The following is a 15,046-nucleotide window of genomic DNA, read 5'->3' as shown; positions in this document are numbered from 1 at the left end:
TCCGCCGCACAGACCGCAGCAGGGATCCCGGGGACCGGTGGGCGGCGGACGCCCGCCGGCCGGCCGTGACCCGCGCTACGCGGCAGGCCCCGGTGGCCCGGCCGGTCAGGGTGGTCCCGGTCGTCCCGGCGTTCCCGGCGGGGACGAGCGCACCCAGGCGATGGGCATGCCGGCGGGCGGTTTCCGCGGCGACGCCCGCGGGGATGCGGACGGGCAGCGCACCGAGGCGATCCAGACCGGCGGCCGCCGCCGCAGGCCCCCGGGCCGAGGTGGCCGCGGTCCCGGCGGCCCGGGTGGTCCCGGTGGTCCGGAAGGTCCCGGCGGGCGCGGTCCCCGGGATCCACGCGACTTCGACGAGGACGACGAGAAGCCGCGCCGCCGCCGTACGGGCTGGAAGCGCTTCCTGCCGAGCTGGAAGATCCTCGTGGCGGCCTTCACCGTGCTGGCCGCCGGCACCTTCGGCATGATCGCGGTGGCCTACGCCAACACCCCGACGCCCACCGCGACCCAGGCGGAAGCTGTGGCCCAGGGCAGCGCCATCTACTACAACGACGGCAAGACCCTGATCGCCAAGGTGGGCACTCCGCGCGTCATCCTGGACAACATCAACAAGGTGCCGCGGCACGTCCAGGACGCCGTCATCGCGATCGAGAACAACACCTTCCGCGAGGACAGCGGCATCTCGATCCCCGGCATGATCCGGTCGGTCTGGATGACGGCGACCGGCCAGCAGCTCCAGGGCGCCTCGACCATCACCCAGCAGATGGCCCGTAACTACTACGACGGCCTCAGCCAGGAAGTGTCGTTCAAGCGCAAGATCAAGGAGATCTTCGTCGCGGTCAAGCTCGACAAGGAGATGCCCAAGGACCAGATCCTCCTGCAGTACCTCAACACGGTGCCCTTCGGCCGTGCGTACGGCATCGAGGCCGCCGCGCAGGCGTACTTCAAGAAGCACGTCGAACAGCTCACCCCGGAGCAGGGCGCCTACCTCGCCGCGCGTATCCAGACGCCCGCCCTGGACGCCGACGCCCCGCGGTTGCAGGCCCGGTTCAAGGACGTCGTCAACGCCATGGCGAAGCTCGACCCGGCCAAGTACGGCAATCTGCCGAGCACGGCCAAGTTCCCGAAGACCGTCCCCGAGCGCAACAGCAACGAATTGGGCGGTCTGAAGGGCTACATGGTCGTCCAGGTGATGCAGGAGCTGAAGACCCGGATGAACCTGGCGCCCGACCAGGTCAGGAGCGGCGGCTACAAGATCATTTCGACCTTCGACAAGAAGCTCATGCAGGCCGCCAGAAAAGCGGTCATCAGCACCACCTCCAGTCTGCCGAAGGAGATCCACGCCGGTCTGGCCGCCGTGGACCCCAAGACGGGACGGGTGCTCGCCTTCTACGGCGGTGAGGACTATGTCAAGGACAACTGGAACGAACCGTTCGACTCCTACAAACAGGCCGCCTCGGCGTTCAAGCCGTACGTGCTGGCCGCGTGGCTGGACGCCGGCTACAGCTTGAACAGCTTCGTGCCCGGCAACAAGACGGTGCCGGAGGAGCTCCCGGGCACCAAGCCCATCGGCAACAGCCACAACGTCGGGTCGGCGATCAACGTCACCACGGCGACCGCCGACTCGGTCAACACGGCCTTCGCCTCGATGGCGTACAAGCTGGACGAGGACAACGGCACGATCGGGCAACTCAGCGCGGTGAAGCAGATCGCGGAGGAGGCCGGGCTCGGCAAGCAGCGCATGGAGGACGACGTCAAGGCGCACAAGTACGCCTTCTCGATCGGCAGCGCCCTGGTCACCCCGGTCGAGCAGGCCGCCGGCTACTCGATCTTCGCCAACGAGGGCAAGCACGTCGACTACCACGTGGTCAAGGAGGTCCGCAAGGACAAGGAGGTCGTCTTCCCCGAGCGGCGGGACGAGAAGCAGGTGATCACGCCCGAGGCGGCGGCCGACTCCGTGGCGGCCATGGAGGAGGTCCTCAAGTCCGGTACGGCGCGGGGCAGGGGCATCGGCCGCCCGGCCGCCGGCAAGACCGGTACGAACAACGACAACAAGGAAGCGTGGTTCGTCGGCTTCACGCCGCAGATCTCCACCGCCGTCGGCATGTACCGCGAGCAGTGCGTCACCAAGAAGGGCAAGATCGTCCAGCCCATCAACGCGAACTGTCCGGAAACCCCCGGAGGGAAGCCGAGCAAGAAGTACGGCCCGAACAACCGCTACTCCGAACCCCGTGAGATATCGCTCGGCACCGGCATCGAGGGCGCGACCTACCCGACCACGATCTGGCGGAACTTCATGATGGAGGCGCTCGCGGGCAAGCCGGTCGAGCAGTTCCCGCCGAAGGCGGGGCTGGGCAGTCCGGAGAACATCGTCCCGAGCCCGACGCCGACGCCCAGTCCGGAACCGGACGACGCCGGGTTCCCCACCGACTTCCCGACCGACTTCCCCGACGACGGCGGCTGCTACGACGGCGGCCCGGGATGCGACAACGGCGGCGGTGACGGCAGGGGCTTCGGCGACGACCAGGGCCATGGCGGTGGTCAGGACGGCGGCCCGGGAGGCGACGACGTCCCGTTGAACATCCCCAACGGAGGCCCGGCCGCCCTGCCGACCGGGTCCGGCAACGGCAAGAGCGGCAGCGGCGCCTGATCCGCGATCCGGTGTCCCGAAGGGGCCCGCGGCGACTCCCGCCGCGGGCCCTTTCTGCGCCAGGAGTCGCCAATCGGAGGCGTTGAATGGTGCAATACCGAGCATGACGACCCGGACCACGAACGACTCCGCCCCGCTGCCCGGGGTCGCCGCGCGGGCGGTGCCGTACCTGCCTCTCGGGCTTCTCGCGGGGCTCGGCGCCGTTCTCGCATACCTGTGGAAGTATCCCTGCCGGTTCGGCGGGGCCTGGAACGGCGGTGTCGGGCAGTTCACGAACTTCTGCTACACCGACATCTATCCGCTGTTCTGGGCGGAGAAGCTCAACGAGGGCAAGGTCCCGTACGTCGACTACCCGGTCGAATACCCGGTGGGCATCGGCGGGATCATGGAGTTCGCCCGCAGGCTCGCGCATGGCGACGGGGTCGTGTTCTACGACGTCACCGTGGTCCTGATGGGAATCGCGCTGGTCGTGGGCGTGCTGCTGACGGCCGCGCTCGCCGGCCCGGCCCGCCGCTGGGACGCCCTCTGGTACGCCGTCGGCCCGGCCGTCATCCTCTGCGCGTACATCAACTGGGACCTAGCCGCGGGGGCCCTCGCGCTCGGCGGCCTGCTGGCCTGGGCCCGCCACCGGCCGTGGCTCGCGGGCGTGCTGCTGGCCCTCGCCGTGGCCACGAAGTTCTACCCGCTGATGTTCTTCGGCGCGTTGTTCCTGCTCACGGTGCGTACGGCGAAGTGGGTGCCGTTCTTCAAGACCGTCGCCGCGGCCGCGGCCGCGTGGCTGCTGGTGAACGTGCCGATCATGCTGGTCAACTTCGAGGGCTGGAAGAGGTTCTACGCGTTCAGCAGCGAGCGTGGCGCCGACTGGGGCGGGCTGTGGTTCTTCTTCCAGAAGACCCAGTGGTTCGGCATGGAAAGGCCCGGTTTCCTGGCGTTTCTCGGCGACGCCGAGAAGCTGAACACCATGGCCATGGCCGCGCTGGCGGTGCTGCTGCTGGGCGTCGCCGTGCTGGCGCTCGCCGCGCCGCGCCGGCCGCGCCTGATGCAGCTGTGCTTCCTCGCCCTGGCCGCCTTCATGATCACGAACAAGGTCTGGTCGCCGCAGTACGTCCTGTGGCTGGTGCCGTTCGCGGTGCTGGCCCGGCCGAGGTGGGGCGCGCTGGCCGCCTGGCAGGTCGCCGAGTGCTGGTACTTCTTCTCGATCTGGCTCTACCTGGTCAGCCAGTATCCCGACCAGGCATCCCTCGGCATCGGCGACAACCCGTACTTCCTGTCGGTCTGGGCCCGGGCGCTGACGATCGTCATCCTCATGGCGCTCGTCGTCCGCGACATCCTGCGGCCCGAGCACGACGTCGTACGCCAGGGGGAGGCCGACGACCCGTCGGGCGGGGTGTTCGACCACGCCGAGGACCGTCTCGTGCTGCGCCGTTCGCTCCTCGTCCGGGGCGCGCGGCAGCAGCCGGAGGCGGCCTGAGCCCCTGAAACTTACATCGGATTTCGCCCCGGTCGCGGCGCGGCGGGGAGCGGCCCTCCGGCGAATCGGATTGTGCGCCGCTTCCCGGAGCCGAAGCCGCGAGAGCGGCTTCAGCCGAGCGCAGGCGACGGACCTGCCCTACTCGGTGAAGCCGCTCGGCTTCCTGCCTTCGGCGCCTCGGCGAGGTGCTCAGCTCTCCGGCCGAGCCGGCTCGGCCTGCTCACCGCCGAACACCTCGTTGACGAGCCTCTGGGTCGCCTTCTGGAACGCCGCTGCCATGGACAGGTCGGCGTCGTCGACATAGTTCAGCGCGGCGGTCAGGGTCGTGCCGCCGTCGGGCGTGCTGTACATCAGCGCCGCGTGACCGGCGATGCCGCCGTTGTGGGTGATGACGGTGCCGCCGCAGTCGGTGTTCTGGACGAACACGCCCAGGCCGTAGCCGGCCTTGGACTCCGGTGTGCACATCTCGGCCAGCAGTTCGGCCGGCAGCAGCCTGCCGCCCAGCAGCGCGGCGATGAAGGTGTGCAGGTCGCGGGTGGTGGAGATCATGTCGCCGCCGCTGGAGATCCAGGAGGGGTTGTGGCGGGTGACGTCGACCGTCCGGGTCTGGCCGTCCTCCTCGTAGCGGTAGTAGGCGTGGGCGTGCGGTTCGGGGATGTCGGTCTCGCTGGTCGGCTGGACGGTGCCCGACAGGCCGAGCGGCCCCAGGATCCGCCGCTGCATCTCCTCGGCGACCGAGCGGCCGGTGACCTTCTCGATCAGCAGCCGGGCCAGCACGTAGTTGGTGTTGGAGTAGCTCCAGTCGGTGCCCGGCTCGAACCGCGCGGGCTTGGACAGCGCCAGCCGGACCAGTTCCTCGGGCCGGTAGGTGGTGAACCGGTTGTCCACCCACTCCTTGCCCGCGGTGGTGGCGGGGATCCCCGGCGCGAACGTCCCGTCGTCGTAGTACTCGCCGGTGAAGTTGAACACCCCGCTGGTGTGCTGCAGCAGCATCCGCACCGTGATCCGCCCGTCCAGGTCGAACTCGGGCAGATAGGCGGCCACCGGGGTGTCCAACGCGATCCTGCCCTCGGCCACCAGTTGCAGCACCAGGGTCGCGGTGAAGGTCTTGGTGTTGCTGCCGATCCGCACGTGTCCGTCGATGGGCGGCTTCTCGGCGTGGCCCAGCTCGGCCGCCCCGGCGCTGCCGGCCCACTCGCCCCGCTCGTCGTTCACCCGCAGCGTCACCCCGACGAAACCGGCATCGACGATCTCCTGGAGGAGCTGCCGCAGCTCCGGGCGATCCTGCCCCGCAGCGGCCTTCGGCACGGCCCCGCCGTCCGCGTCGAGGGCTTCGGTGATCTTGCGAGCCATCTCCACCATGGTGGGGCTGGGCTCGCTGCCGTGGGAGCGGGCGGCTGCTTCGACGGCGACGAGGACCGTGCGGCGGAAGTTGCCGGCCTCGGCCGGATCCTGATGCTTGAGCAGGCTCATGGCCGCGGTCAGGGCGGGCAGCACCTGGTCGGCGAGCTCGGCCACGGTCTTGCCGTACTTCACGCCCTTGGGCGCCTTGGTGAGCACGTGCCCGACCAGGCCGGTCGCGGAGGTCAGGGCGACGGAGCCTTCGGCGCCGGCCCTGTGGGCCGAGCCGGCGGCACCGGCGGCGGACATCAGCGAGACGGCGCCCCACGCCGCGACGCGCAGGGTGAGCTTGTCCTGGTCGGTGAGGGTGACGGACATGGTTACGTGCTCCTTGGATTCGTGACGAAGGTTCGACGGAACGGATGGATCGCTCAGGTCGTCCGAGAGAGTTCTCACTCAGCCGGCCGCGATCGCCGGGCCGTTCCATGTCGTTCACCTTCGCCGACGGCTCTGATACCGGGCCGTCGCCGTGCTGACGCCGCCGCTGACACGACACCGCATGTTCTCCCCGCATGCCGGAGCCGTCGGAGCGGAGGTATCGCGTAGCGTCGCGGGAGAGTGTGCGCGACGAACGGGGGAGAGCGATGCGCCGGAGGCCACCATGGCTCCTGCTGCTGGTGTGGGCCGTGACCAGGGGGATGCTCCTCCTCGTCGCGACCCAGACCATCCCCACCGGGCACGGCGAGTCGTTCAGGAACGACGTCACCCTCTACCGCCACTGGTCCGACGTCCTCATGGAGGGGGAGTTCCCTGCGGGTGACGAGAAGTGGCAGTATCCGCCGTTCGCGGCGCTGCCGCTGCTCGCCCCCCGCCTGCTGCCGCTGGACTACCACGTCGCGTTCTACCTGCTTGCGGTGCTGTGCGACCTCGTGATCCTGCTCCTGCTGTGGCGGTTCTCGACCTCCCGCCGAGGCGGGGGCCGTACGGGCCCGTGGGCGTGGACCGTGGGCGCGGCCCTGCTCGGCCCGGTGCTCGTCTCCAGGTATGACCTCATGGTCACGCTCGTGGCGGTGCTCGCGCTGACGACGTCGGCCAACCCGGCGGTGCGCGGGTCGCTCATCGGCGTCGGGCTCCTCGTGAAGGTGTGGCCGGTCGCGCTGCTCGCCGGACTGCGGCGGTGGCGCGAACTGCTGACCGCGTCGGGGCTCACGCTCGTCGTCGCGGTGGCGGGATGCGGCGTGGCCGCCCTCGTCCTGCCGCACGCGCTGGACTTCCTGGCCGCGCAGGAGGAGCGGGGGCTGCAGATCGAGTCGCTGGCCGCCACGCCGTTCGCACTCGCCCGGGCCCTCGGCTGGTGGGACGGCTACACCACCTACCAGCACGGCGCGATGGAGGCCGTGGGCGGCGGCGTGGGCGTCGCGACGTTGCTCAGCCTGGCCGCCACGCCCGTGGCGCTGGCACTGGTCGGCCTGTGGTGGCTGCGCGCGGCCCCGAGCCCGCGGTCGTACTACGACGCCGCGCTCACCACCGTGCTCTTCCTGGTCGCCACCAGCCGGGTGCTGTCGCCGCAGTATCTCGTGTGGGTGATCGGCATCGCCGCCGTCATCCTGTCGGTGCGGCGCGACCGGCCAGGTCCGACGCAGCGGCCGGCTGCCCTGCTCGTCATGGTCGCCGCCCTGCTCACGGGGATCATGTATCCCTGGGTGGAGCAGGACTACAGCTGGACGGGCGCCCTGCCGGGGACGCTCGTGCTGGTGCTGCGCAACCTCGTCTTCCTGGCCGCGGCCGTCACGTCGTACGTGCAGTTGTGGCGCGCCACGCGCAGGCCCGATCGGGTGAGGGAAGAGCGGGGCCTTCGAACAGCCCTACCCGCTTCCTGAGGGTTTCAATCCGCAGAGTTATCCACAGGGTGTGGACGACTGTCTACAGGTGCTTGCGCAGGAACGCGATGTCGTCGGCCTGGCCCTCGAACGGCGTCTCGACCACGATGGGCGCCCCCGCCGTCCGGCAGACCTCCAGGATCGACTCGGGGTCGATCTGCCCGCTGCCGAGGTTGGCGTGGCGGTCGGCACCGGAGTCGAACGCGTCCCGCGAGTCGTTACAGTGCACCAGGTCGATGCGGCCGGTGATCGCCTTCACCCGCTCCACGAGCCCGGCGAGCTCCTCGCCGCCCGCGTGGAAGTGACAGGTGTCCAGGCAGAAGCCGACGACAGAGGGGTCCGGCGCCCCCGCCGTCACCGCGTCCCACAGCCGGGCGATGCGCTCCAGCTTGCGCGCCATCGCGTTGCCGCCGCCCGCGGTGTTCTCGATCAGCACGGGGATCGGGCACTCGGTGCGCTCGAAGACCTTGCGCCAGTTGTCGAAGCCGGTCTGCGGGTCGTCGCCCGCGTTGACGTGCCCACCGTGGACGATCAGGCCCTTGGCGCCGATGGCCGCCGCCGCCTTGAGATGCGCCTCGAGCAGCTTGCGGCTCGGGATGCGGATGCGGTTGTTCGCGGTGGCCACGTTGATGACGTACGGCGCGTGCACGTAGACGTCCACGTCCGAGGCGCGCAGGGCGTCGGCGGTGGCGGGTGTCACCGGGCCCTTCCACCCCTGGGGGTCGCCGAGGAAGAACTGCACCACGTCGGCGTCGCGGGCCGCCGCGTGCGCCAGCGGGTCGTCCTGGTCGACGTGGGCCCCGATCCGCGGGCGGGAGCCGTTGTGGCTTTCCATGCCGTTCCTCCACCGTTGCGTGCGTGTCAAGGGGCTGCCGGACGCGGAGGGCGAACCCTATGCGCTCTCCAAGAGCGTTTCAAGAGGACACGCTGTTTCAAAAGTGCGAACCAGGGCAGTCGCGTGTCGCGCGCCCCGAAACCCGCGCGCGATACTACTTCGTCGTCAAGGAGACGAGCATGAGATATCGCTTAGGCAGCTTCATCCTTCTCATCTACATCCTCGTCGGCCTTTACGTGGCCTGGCTCCACAACTACATCACCCCCACGCTCCTCAAGCAGGTCGCCCAGGCCCTGATCGCGGTCTTCCTGTGGTTCCTCGTGCTGCTCGGCGTGGACCTGCACATCGGCGGCTGAGCCGGCACTTCTCAGCTGCGCAGCGTGAATCCGCGGGGGAGGAAGCCCCCGTGCGCGATGCCCAGCGCGGCGCCCACGAACGACCCCACGATCCCCACGATGATCAGCGACCGCTGTCTGGAGGTCGACGAGACGAACTGGGCGTACAGGCCGCCCCAGAATCCGATCGCGCCCACCCATGACGCGATCATGTGGGCTGTCACGATGAAGCCCGTGACGAACGCCACCAGGCCGCACACCAGCGTCGCGATCGTCATCGCGTTCTCCCGCGGGTGCGGCCTGCCGTCCGTGTTCAGCGTGAGATGAACGGGGTGCCTTCTCTTACGGCCGATGGCGTGTCGCATCGCGCCTACCCCCTCTCCGACCTCCAGTTTCACTCTCCGGGACGGGTACGGCCAAGTGGCTGGTAGCCTTATTCGACTGCGTCTGATAAGGGCCGGGGGCATTGCCACCCGGACGAGGCGCAGGGTCCTCCTGTCACGGCAAGGCGTCGTGACCGCAAGAGTCCAGAGGAGGTTGGATCACACATGCGTCGCTACGAGATGATGGTCATTCTCGACCCGTCCCTCGACGAGCGCACCGTGCAGCCGTCGCTCGACCAGTTCCTCACCGTCGTCCGCAACGACGGCGGCACCGTGGAGAAGGTCGACGTCTGGGGCCGTCGCCGCCTGTCCTACGACATCGCCAAGAAGTCCGAGGGCATCTACGCCGTGGTCGACCTGACCGCCGAGCCCGCCACCGTGAAGGAGCTGGACCGCCAGCTCAACCTGAACGAGGGCATCCTCCGCACCAAGGTCATCCGCCCCGAGCTCCACTGAGCTCCAATGGCAGAACCCCGAAGCCCGGCGATTTGTCGGGCCAGGGCCGTACTCTGAGCCCTTGACGGCTCAGCTGACGGGATAGGAAGGCGAAAGCGACCGATGGCAGCAGGCGACACCCAGATCACGATCGTCGGCAATCTTGTCGACGACCCGGAGCTGCGCTTCACCCCGACGGGGCAGGCCGTGGCCCGGTTCCGCATCGCGTCCACTCCGCGGTTCCTCGACAAGCAGACCAACGAGTGGAAGGACGGCGAGGGCCTGTTCCTCACCTGCAACGTCTGGCGGCAGGCGGCGGAGAACGTCGCCGAGAGCCTCCAGCGCGGCATGCGGGTGATCGTGCAGGGACGGCTGCGCCAACGGTCGTACGAGACCAAGGAAGGCGAGAAGCGCACGGTCTACGAGGTCGAGGTCGACGAGGTCGGCCCCTCGCTGCGCAACGCCACGGCGAAGGTCAACAAGACCTCCCGCCAGGGCGGTGGCGGCGGCTTCGGAGGCGGCCCGGCCAACGACCCGTGGGCGACCGCGGCGCCCGCTCCGCAGGGAGGCTACGGCTCCGGCGGTGGCGGCGGCTTCGGCGGCCCGCAGGGCGGTGGCGGCTTCGGCGGCGACTTCAGCGACGAACCGCCCTTCTAGGTCACGGGGGCCTTCCGGTCCCACCACCGTAAACACAACCGAGCGACCATTCCCGCGACATGCGGGGCTCTGAGAGGAGCACCACGATGGCGAAGCCGGCAGTCCGCAAGCCCAAGAAGAAGGTTTGCCTTTTCTGCCACGACAAGATCTCCTACGTCGACTACAAGGACACGGGGCTGCTACGGAAGTTCATCTCCGACCGCGGCAAGATCCGTGCCCGCCGGGTGACGGGCAACTGCACCCAGCACCAGCGCGACGTGGCGACCGCTATCAAGAACGCCCGTGAGATGGCCCTGCTGCCGTACACGAGCACCGCGCGCTGAGAAAGGAGACTCAGGACAAATGAAGCTCATCCTCACGACTGAGGTCTCCGGCCTCGGCGCTCCCGGCGACATCGTCGAGGTCAAGGACGGCTACGGCCGCAACTACCTCATTCCCCGTGGCTTCGCCATCCGGTGGACCCGCGGCGCCGAGTCGCAGGTCGCCTCGCTGAAGAAGGCGCGTGCCGCCCGCGAGATCCGCGACCTGGGCTCCGCCAAGGAGGTCGCCGGCCAGCTCGGCGCCCTCAAGGTGCGGCTCAAGACCCGTGCGGGCGAGTCGGGCCGGCTGTTCGGCTCGGTCACGACCGGCGACATCGCCGAGGCCGTCAAGGCCGCCGGCGGTCCGCAGCTCGACCGCCGTCGCATCGAGATCGGCAACGCGATCAAGAGCGTCGGCACCCACAAGGTGAGCGTCCGGCTGCACCCGGAGGTCGCCGCCACCCTCGATGTCGAGGTGGTCGCGGGCTGACACCCGTCGCAGTCCGTCGAGGGCCCTTCTCCGTACGCCGGGGAGGGGCCCTTCGCGCTTCTCCGAGCCGCCCGGGCGACGAGGCGATTCCCCTCAGGTAAACGCGGGTTATACGGAACGCTAGTATCTTGCCGTCCGATTTAGCGGATTTCGTGGAAAGACCCCCTGATGGAGGCTGTGATGCGCCGTCCCTCACTCCTGCTGGCGTCCGGCGCCCTCGTGCTGGCGGCCGCCGCCTGCGCTCCGGCGGACGACACCTCCACCACCGCGAGCGCCGCCGCGAGCCCGGCCGGTTCCGCCGCCGCGAACGCCTGCGCCAAGGAGAGCCTGAAGCTCACCACCCCCGGCAAGCTCACGATCGGCACCGACAAGCCGGCGTACGAGCCGTGGTTCAAGGACGACAACCCCTCCAACGGGCAGGGCTTCGAGAGCGCGGTCACCTACGCGGTGGCCGAGAAGATGGGCTTCACCAAGGACGAGGTCACCTGGACGGTCGTGCCGTTCGACTCGTCGTTCGCTCCGGGGCCCAAGCAATTCGACTTCGACGTCAACCAGATCTCGATCACCCCCGCGCGGGCCAAGGCCGTCGACTTCAGCCAGGGCTACTACACGGTCAAGCAGGGCGTCGTGGCCCTCGACGGCACGAAGTTCGCCTCCGCCACGAGCCTCGCCGAGCTCAAGGACGCCAAGATCGGAGTCCAGGCCGGCACGACCGCACTGGAGGCGGTGCGCTCGGTCATCCAGCCCGCCAAGGACCCGAGCGTGTTCAACCAGCAGGTCGACGCGGTCAACGCGCTGAAGAACAAGCAGATCGACGCGATCGTCGTCGACCTGCCGACGGCCTTCTACGTCACCGCCGCCCAGGTGAAGGGCTCGAAGATCGTCGGGCAGTTCGCCGCGAACGGCGGTCAGCCGGAGGAGTTCGGCCTGCTGTTCCAGAAGGGCAGCCCTCTGGTGAGCTGCGTCGACAAGGCGCTCGGCGAGCTCAAGTCGTCCGGTGAGCTGGCGCAGATCGAGAGCCAGTGGCTGACCGCCGCCGCGGGCGCGCCGGAGCTGAAGTGACCGACGGGGAGGCCGCGGCCTCGCCCGCGTCGGCGGAGGACGTGGAGCCTGTCTGGACGAAGAGTGAGCGGCAGCTCCGCCGGGAGGCGGAGCTGCGCGGCCGGGCGCGGCGGTCCATTTCGGTCGCCACTGCGTCCACGATCGTCGTGGCGGTCATCCTGGTCGTCGGGATCACCTCGTCGCCAGGGTGGCCGCGGGTGCGGGAGACCTTCTTCAGCCCCGAGGCGTTCGTCCAGGCGGTGCCCGACGTGCTGCGCGGGATCCTGCTCAATATCAAGATTTTCCTCATCGCCGAGGTGTTCATCCTGGTGCTGGGGCTCCTCGTCGCGCTGGTGCGTGGCCTGCGCTCGCCGGTGTTCTTCCCGCTGCGCGTGCTGGCCGTGCTCTACACCGACATCTTCCGCGGCATCCCGACCATCCTGCTCATCTATCTGGTCGGGTTCGGCATTCCCGCGCTCCAGTTGCAGGGCGCGCCGAGCGACCCGGTCACGCTCGGCATCATCGCACTCGTGCTGTCCTACAGCGCGTACGTCGCGGAGGTGTTCCGGGCGGGGATCGAGTCGGTGCACCCCAGTCAGCGGGCGGCGGCGCGGTCGCTGGCGCTCACACACGGGCAGACCATGCGTTACGTGGTGCTGCCGCAGGCCGTCCGCCGGGTGGTCCCGCCCCTGCTCAACGATTTCGTCGCCCTGCAGAAGGAGAGCGCGCTGGTCTCCGTGCTCGGCCCGCTGGAGGCGGTGCGGCAGGCGCAGATCCACGTCGCTTCCTCCTTCAACTACACGCCCTACCTGGTAGCCGCGCTGCTGTTCATCGCGCTGACGGTGCCGATGGCGCGGTTCACCGACCACCTCGCGGCGCGGGTCGAGCGGCGCCAGACGGGAGGCGGCACGGCATGAGCCTGCTCACCATCGAGGGCGTCTGGAAGCACTACCACGGGCAGAGCGTGCTGCGCGGGATCGACCTGGAGGTCGCCCCGCACGAGGTGGTCTGCCTGATCGGCGCGTCCGGCTCGGGCAAGTCGACGCTGCTGCGCTGCGTCAACCTGCTGGAGACGATCGACGACGGCGCCATCTACCTCGACGACACCGAGATCACCGACGTCCGGGCCGACGCGGACGACGTGCGCCGCCGTATCGGCATGGTGTTCCAGGCGTACAACCTGTTCCCGCACATGACCGTGCTCGACAACATCACGCTCGCGCCGCGCAAGGTGCACGGCGTGCGGCCAGAGGAGGCCGAGGCACGGGCACGGGAGCTGCTCGACCGCTTCGGGCTGGCCGACAAGGCGGGGGAGTATCCCGACCGGCTGTCCGGCGGCCAGCAGCAGCGGGTCGCCGTGATCCGCGCGGTCGCGACCAACCCCCGCCTGCTCCTGCTCGACGAGGTCACCTCCGCGCTCGACCCCACGCTGGTCACCGAGGTGCTCGGGGTGATCCGCGAGCTCAAGGAGACCGGGATGACGATGATCCTGGCCACCCACGAGATGGGGTTCGCCCGCGACATCGCCGACGCCGTGTGTTTCCTGGAGGGCGGCGTGCTGCTGGAGAGCGGCCCGCCCGAGCAGATCTTCAGCGCGCCGGAGCATCCACGCACCCAGGCGTTCCTCCAGCGCGTGCTGGAGGCCCGCCGCATGTGAGTCAGGCGGCCGTCCCGCCGGTGACCATCCAGGTGGTGCCGTACGCGCGGAGGGCGAGCGTGACGAGCCGGGCGGCCATCCAGACGCCGAGCGCGATCCACAGGGCGACCAGGGTGCCCGCGACGGCGGCGAACGGCAGGTAGGCCAGCGTCGTCCACAACCCCGCCCAGGCGAGGTAGCGCTGGTCGCCGGCCCCGATGAGCACCCCGTCGAGCACGAACACGACGCCCGCGATCGGCTGCAGGAGCGCGACCGGCCACAGCACGGCGAGCAGCTCGGTGGCCGCCTCGCCTTGCGCGTCGAACAGGGCCGGGACCAGCGGGCGCGCCAGCAGGACGGCCGCGCAGAACACGACGCCGCACCCGACGCCCCACATCACCATGCGCCTGGTGGCCGCCCGGGTGCCCGACGTGTCGCCCGCGCCCAGCGCGCGGCCCGTGATGGCCTGCCCCGCGATCGCGATGGCGTCGAGGGCGAAGGCGAGGAATGTCCAGATCCGGGCGGCGATCGTGTGCGCGCCGATCTGGTCGTCGCCCATCCGGGTGGCGATCGAGGTGGCGACGAGCAGCACGGCCTGCAGGCATGCCGTACGGACGACCAGTGCGAACCCGGCGGCGCCGGCGGCCCGCACTCCGGCGAGGTCGGGCAGCAGCGAGGCGCCGTGCGCCCGGGCGGTCCGCACGACCAGCGCGAGGTAGGTCGCGGCGGCCAGGGACTGCGCGACGACCGTGCCCCAGGCCGACCCGGCGATCCCCCAGCCGAGGCCGAGCACGAACCAGACGTTGAGCAGCCCGTTCAGTACGAACGACGCGACGGACACGGCCAGCGGCGTGCGGGTGTCCTGCAGCCCGCGCAGCACGCCGGTGCCGGCGAGGACCAGCAGCATCGCGGGGGTGCCCAGGAGACTGATGCGCAGATAGGTGACGGCCTGCGTGGCGAGCTGGCCCGTCGCTCCGAACAGGTGTACGATAAACGGAGCAAGAGGCCAGCACGCCACACTGACGGCCAGGCCGATGATCGCGGCCAGCCACAGGCCGTCCATCCCCTGGCGCATCGCCTGCCTGACGTCCCCCGCCCCCAGCCTCCGCGCGACCGCGGCCGTGGTGGCGTACGCGAGGAACACGCACAGCCCGACGAGAGCTGACAGGGCCGCGCTGGCCACGCCGAGAGCGCCGAGCGCAGGATCGGGGAGGTGGCCGACGATGACGGAGTCGGTGAGCAGGAAGAGCGGCTCGGCCACCAGTGCCCCGAACGCCGGGATCGCGAGCCTGAGGATCTCCCTGTCGTGGGCACGGCCGTGTCCCGTTCCGGAGGTAAGTGGCATAAGCCTATTTTGCGGCTTACGGAGCCATGCTCGATCGGTATCGCGAATCTCCGGTGACTTTCTTTCTTCCACAGGCCGTGGATATCGAAATCCCAGGTGGGAGCGGATCTCCCCGACGCGGTCACATCGCTGTCCACAGGGTCGTCCCCAGGGTTTTCACATGTCCGGGGAGCGGACTGCACACGTTGTCCACAGGGTTGTCCACTGGTCAAGTTGCCGCCCGGCCCTGGGGTTGGGGAGACTTGCGC

General features: G+C 69.6%; 15 protein-coding genes. 11 read left to right on the top strand and 4 right to left on the bottom strand.

The genetic code is table 11. The annotated features are described in order from the left end of the window. The first annotated feature begins 37 nt into the window (after positions 1 to 37). Positions 38 to 2,650: a transglycosylase domain-containing protein gene (locus Msi02_RS28580; RefSeq protein WP_204051117.1), complete on the top strand. Its 2,613-nt coding sequence runs from the start codon at positions 38 to 40 to the stop codon at positions 2,648 to 2,650. Positions 2,651 to 2,753: 103 nt separating this feature from the next. Then, positions 2,754 to 4,121, top strand: coding sequence for a glycosyltransferase family 87 protein (locus tag Msi02_RS28575; RefSeq protein WP_204051116.1), 1,368 nt, complete (start codon positions 2,754 to 2,756; stop codon positions 4,119 to 4,121). A 189-nt stretch (positions 4,122 to 4,310) separates the two neighbouring features. Here the strand turns inward: Msi02_RS28575 and Msi02_RS28570 are convergent, their stop codons facing one another. After that, entirely contained in the window at positions 4,311 to 5,840 is a 1,530-nt protein-coding gene (locus Msi02_RS28570) for a serine hydrolase domain-containing protein (RefSeq protein WP_239108783.1), read from the bottom strand. 266 nt (positions 5,841 to 6,106) lie between these two features. Between Msi02_RS28570 and Msi02_RS28565 the strand changes: the two genes are divergently transcribed. Continuing rightward, positions 6,107 to 7,342 carry a glycosyltransferase 87 family protein gene (locus Msi02_RS28565; protein WP_204051115.1) on the top strand — a complete coding sequence of 412 codons (1,236 nt, stop codon included), beginning with the start codon at positions 6,107 to 6,109 and terminating at the stop codon, positions 7,340 to 7,342. A gap of 43 nt (positions 7,343 to 7,385) precedes the next feature. Here Msi02_RS28565 and Msi02_RS28560 read toward each other — a convergent pair whose 3' ends face one another. Beyond that, on the bottom strand, positions 7,386 to 8,177 hold the full coding sequence (locus Msi02_RS28560) for a deoxyribonuclease IV (RefSeq protein WP_204051114.1): 792 nt from the start codon (positions 8,175 to 8,177) through the stop codon (positions 7,386 to 7,388). Between the two features lie 179 nt (positions 8,178 to 8,356). Between Msi02_RS28560 and Msi02_RS28555 the strand changes: the two genes are divergently transcribed. After that, complete coding sequence (locus tag Msi02_RS28555) at positions 8,357 to 8,533, top strand: hypothetical protein (protein WP_179155065.1); 177 nt, start codon at positions 8,357 to 8,359, stop codon at positions 8,531 to 8,533. Between the two features lie 11 nt (positions 8,534 to 8,544). On the opposite strand, the gene Msi02_RS28550 is transcribed toward Msi02_RS28555, so the two are convergent. Further along, positions 8,545 to 8,790, bottom strand: a complete 246-nt coding sequence (locus tag Msi02_RS28550; RefSeq protein WP_239108782.1) for a hypothetical protein — start codon at positions 8,788 to 8,790, stop codon at positions 8,545 to 8,547. 270 nt (positions 8,791 to 9,060) lie between these two features. On the opposite strand from Msi02_RS28550, the gene rpsF reads away from it, so the two are divergent. From rpsF to Msi02_RS28515, 7 genes are all read left to right on the top strand, one after another. Continuing rightward, positions 9,061 to 9,351, top strand: coding sequence for a 30S ribosomal protein S6 (gene rpsF, locus Msi02_RS28545; RefSeq protein ID WP_030508619.1), 291 nt, complete (start codon positions 9,061 to 9,063; stop codon positions 9,349 to 9,351). A 102-nt stretch (positions 9,352 to 9,453) separates the two neighbouring features. Continuing rightward, positions 9,454 to 9,987, top strand: coding sequence for a single-stranded DNA-binding protein (locus Msi02_RS28540; RefSeq protein WP_079314232.1), 534 nt, complete (start codon positions 9,454 to 9,456; stop codon positions 9,985 to 9,987). 86 nt (positions 9,988 to 10,073) lie between these two features. Further along, the gene (rpsR, locus tag Msi02_RS28535) at positions 10,074 to 10,310 is read left to right on the top strand and encodes a 30S ribosomal protein S18 (protein ID WP_076439843.1); all 237 of its coding nucleotides are present in this window, start codon (positions 10,074 to 10,076) and stop codon (positions 10,308 to 10,310) included. 19 nt (positions 10,311 to 10,329) lie between these two features. Next, positions 10,330 to 10,776 (top strand): 50S ribosomal protein L9, encoded by a 447-nt coding sequence (rplI, locus tag Msi02_RS28530; RefSeq protein WP_079314233.1) that lies wholly within the window; start codon positions 10,330 to 10,332, stop codon positions 10,774 to 10,776. A 180-nt stretch (positions 10,777 to 10,956) separates the two neighbouring features. Next, on the top strand, positions 10,957 to 11,838 hold the full coding sequence (locus Msi02_RS28525; RefSeq protein ID WP_204051113.1) for an ABC transporter substrate-binding protein: 882 nt from the start codon (positions 10,957 to 10,959) through the stop codon (positions 11,836 to 11,838). Continuing rightward, the gene (locus Msi02_RS28520; protein WP_239108781.1) at positions 11,835 to 12,734 is read left to right on the top strand and encodes an amino acid ABC transporter permease; all 900 of its coding nucleotides are present in this window, start codon (positions 11,835 to 11,837) and stop codon (positions 12,732 to 12,734) included. The genes Msi02_RS28525 and Msi02_RS28520 overlap by 4 nt, the downstream gene beginning before the upstream one ends. Next, a complete protein-coding gene (locus Msi02_RS28515; protein ID WP_204051112.1) occupies positions 12,731 to 13,474 on the top strand; it encodes an amino acid ABC transporter ATP-binding protein in 744 nt (247 codons plus the stop codon). Before Msi02_RS28520 ends, Msi02_RS28515 begins: the two co-directional genes overlap by 4 nt. 1 nt (position 13,475) lies before the next feature. Here Msi02_RS28515 and Msi02_RS28510 read toward each other — a convergent pair whose 3' ends face one another. Beyond that, positions 13,476 to 14,798 carry an MATE family efflux transporter gene (locus tag Msi02_RS28510; RefSeq protein ID WP_204051111.1) on the bottom strand — a complete coding sequence of 441 codons (1,323 nt, stop codon included), beginning with the start codon at positions 14,796 to 14,798 and terminating at the stop codon, positions 13,476 to 13,478. Between the last annotated feature and the right edge of the window lie 248 nt (positions 14,799 to 15,046).

The organism is Microbispora siamensis (assembly GCF_016863095.1).
GTDB classification, from domain to species: Bacteria; Actinomycetota; Actinomycetes; order Streptosporangiales; family Streptosporangiaceae; genus Microbispora; species Microbispora siamensis.
This window is presented reverse-complemented; position numbering and strand designations above follow the sequence as displayed.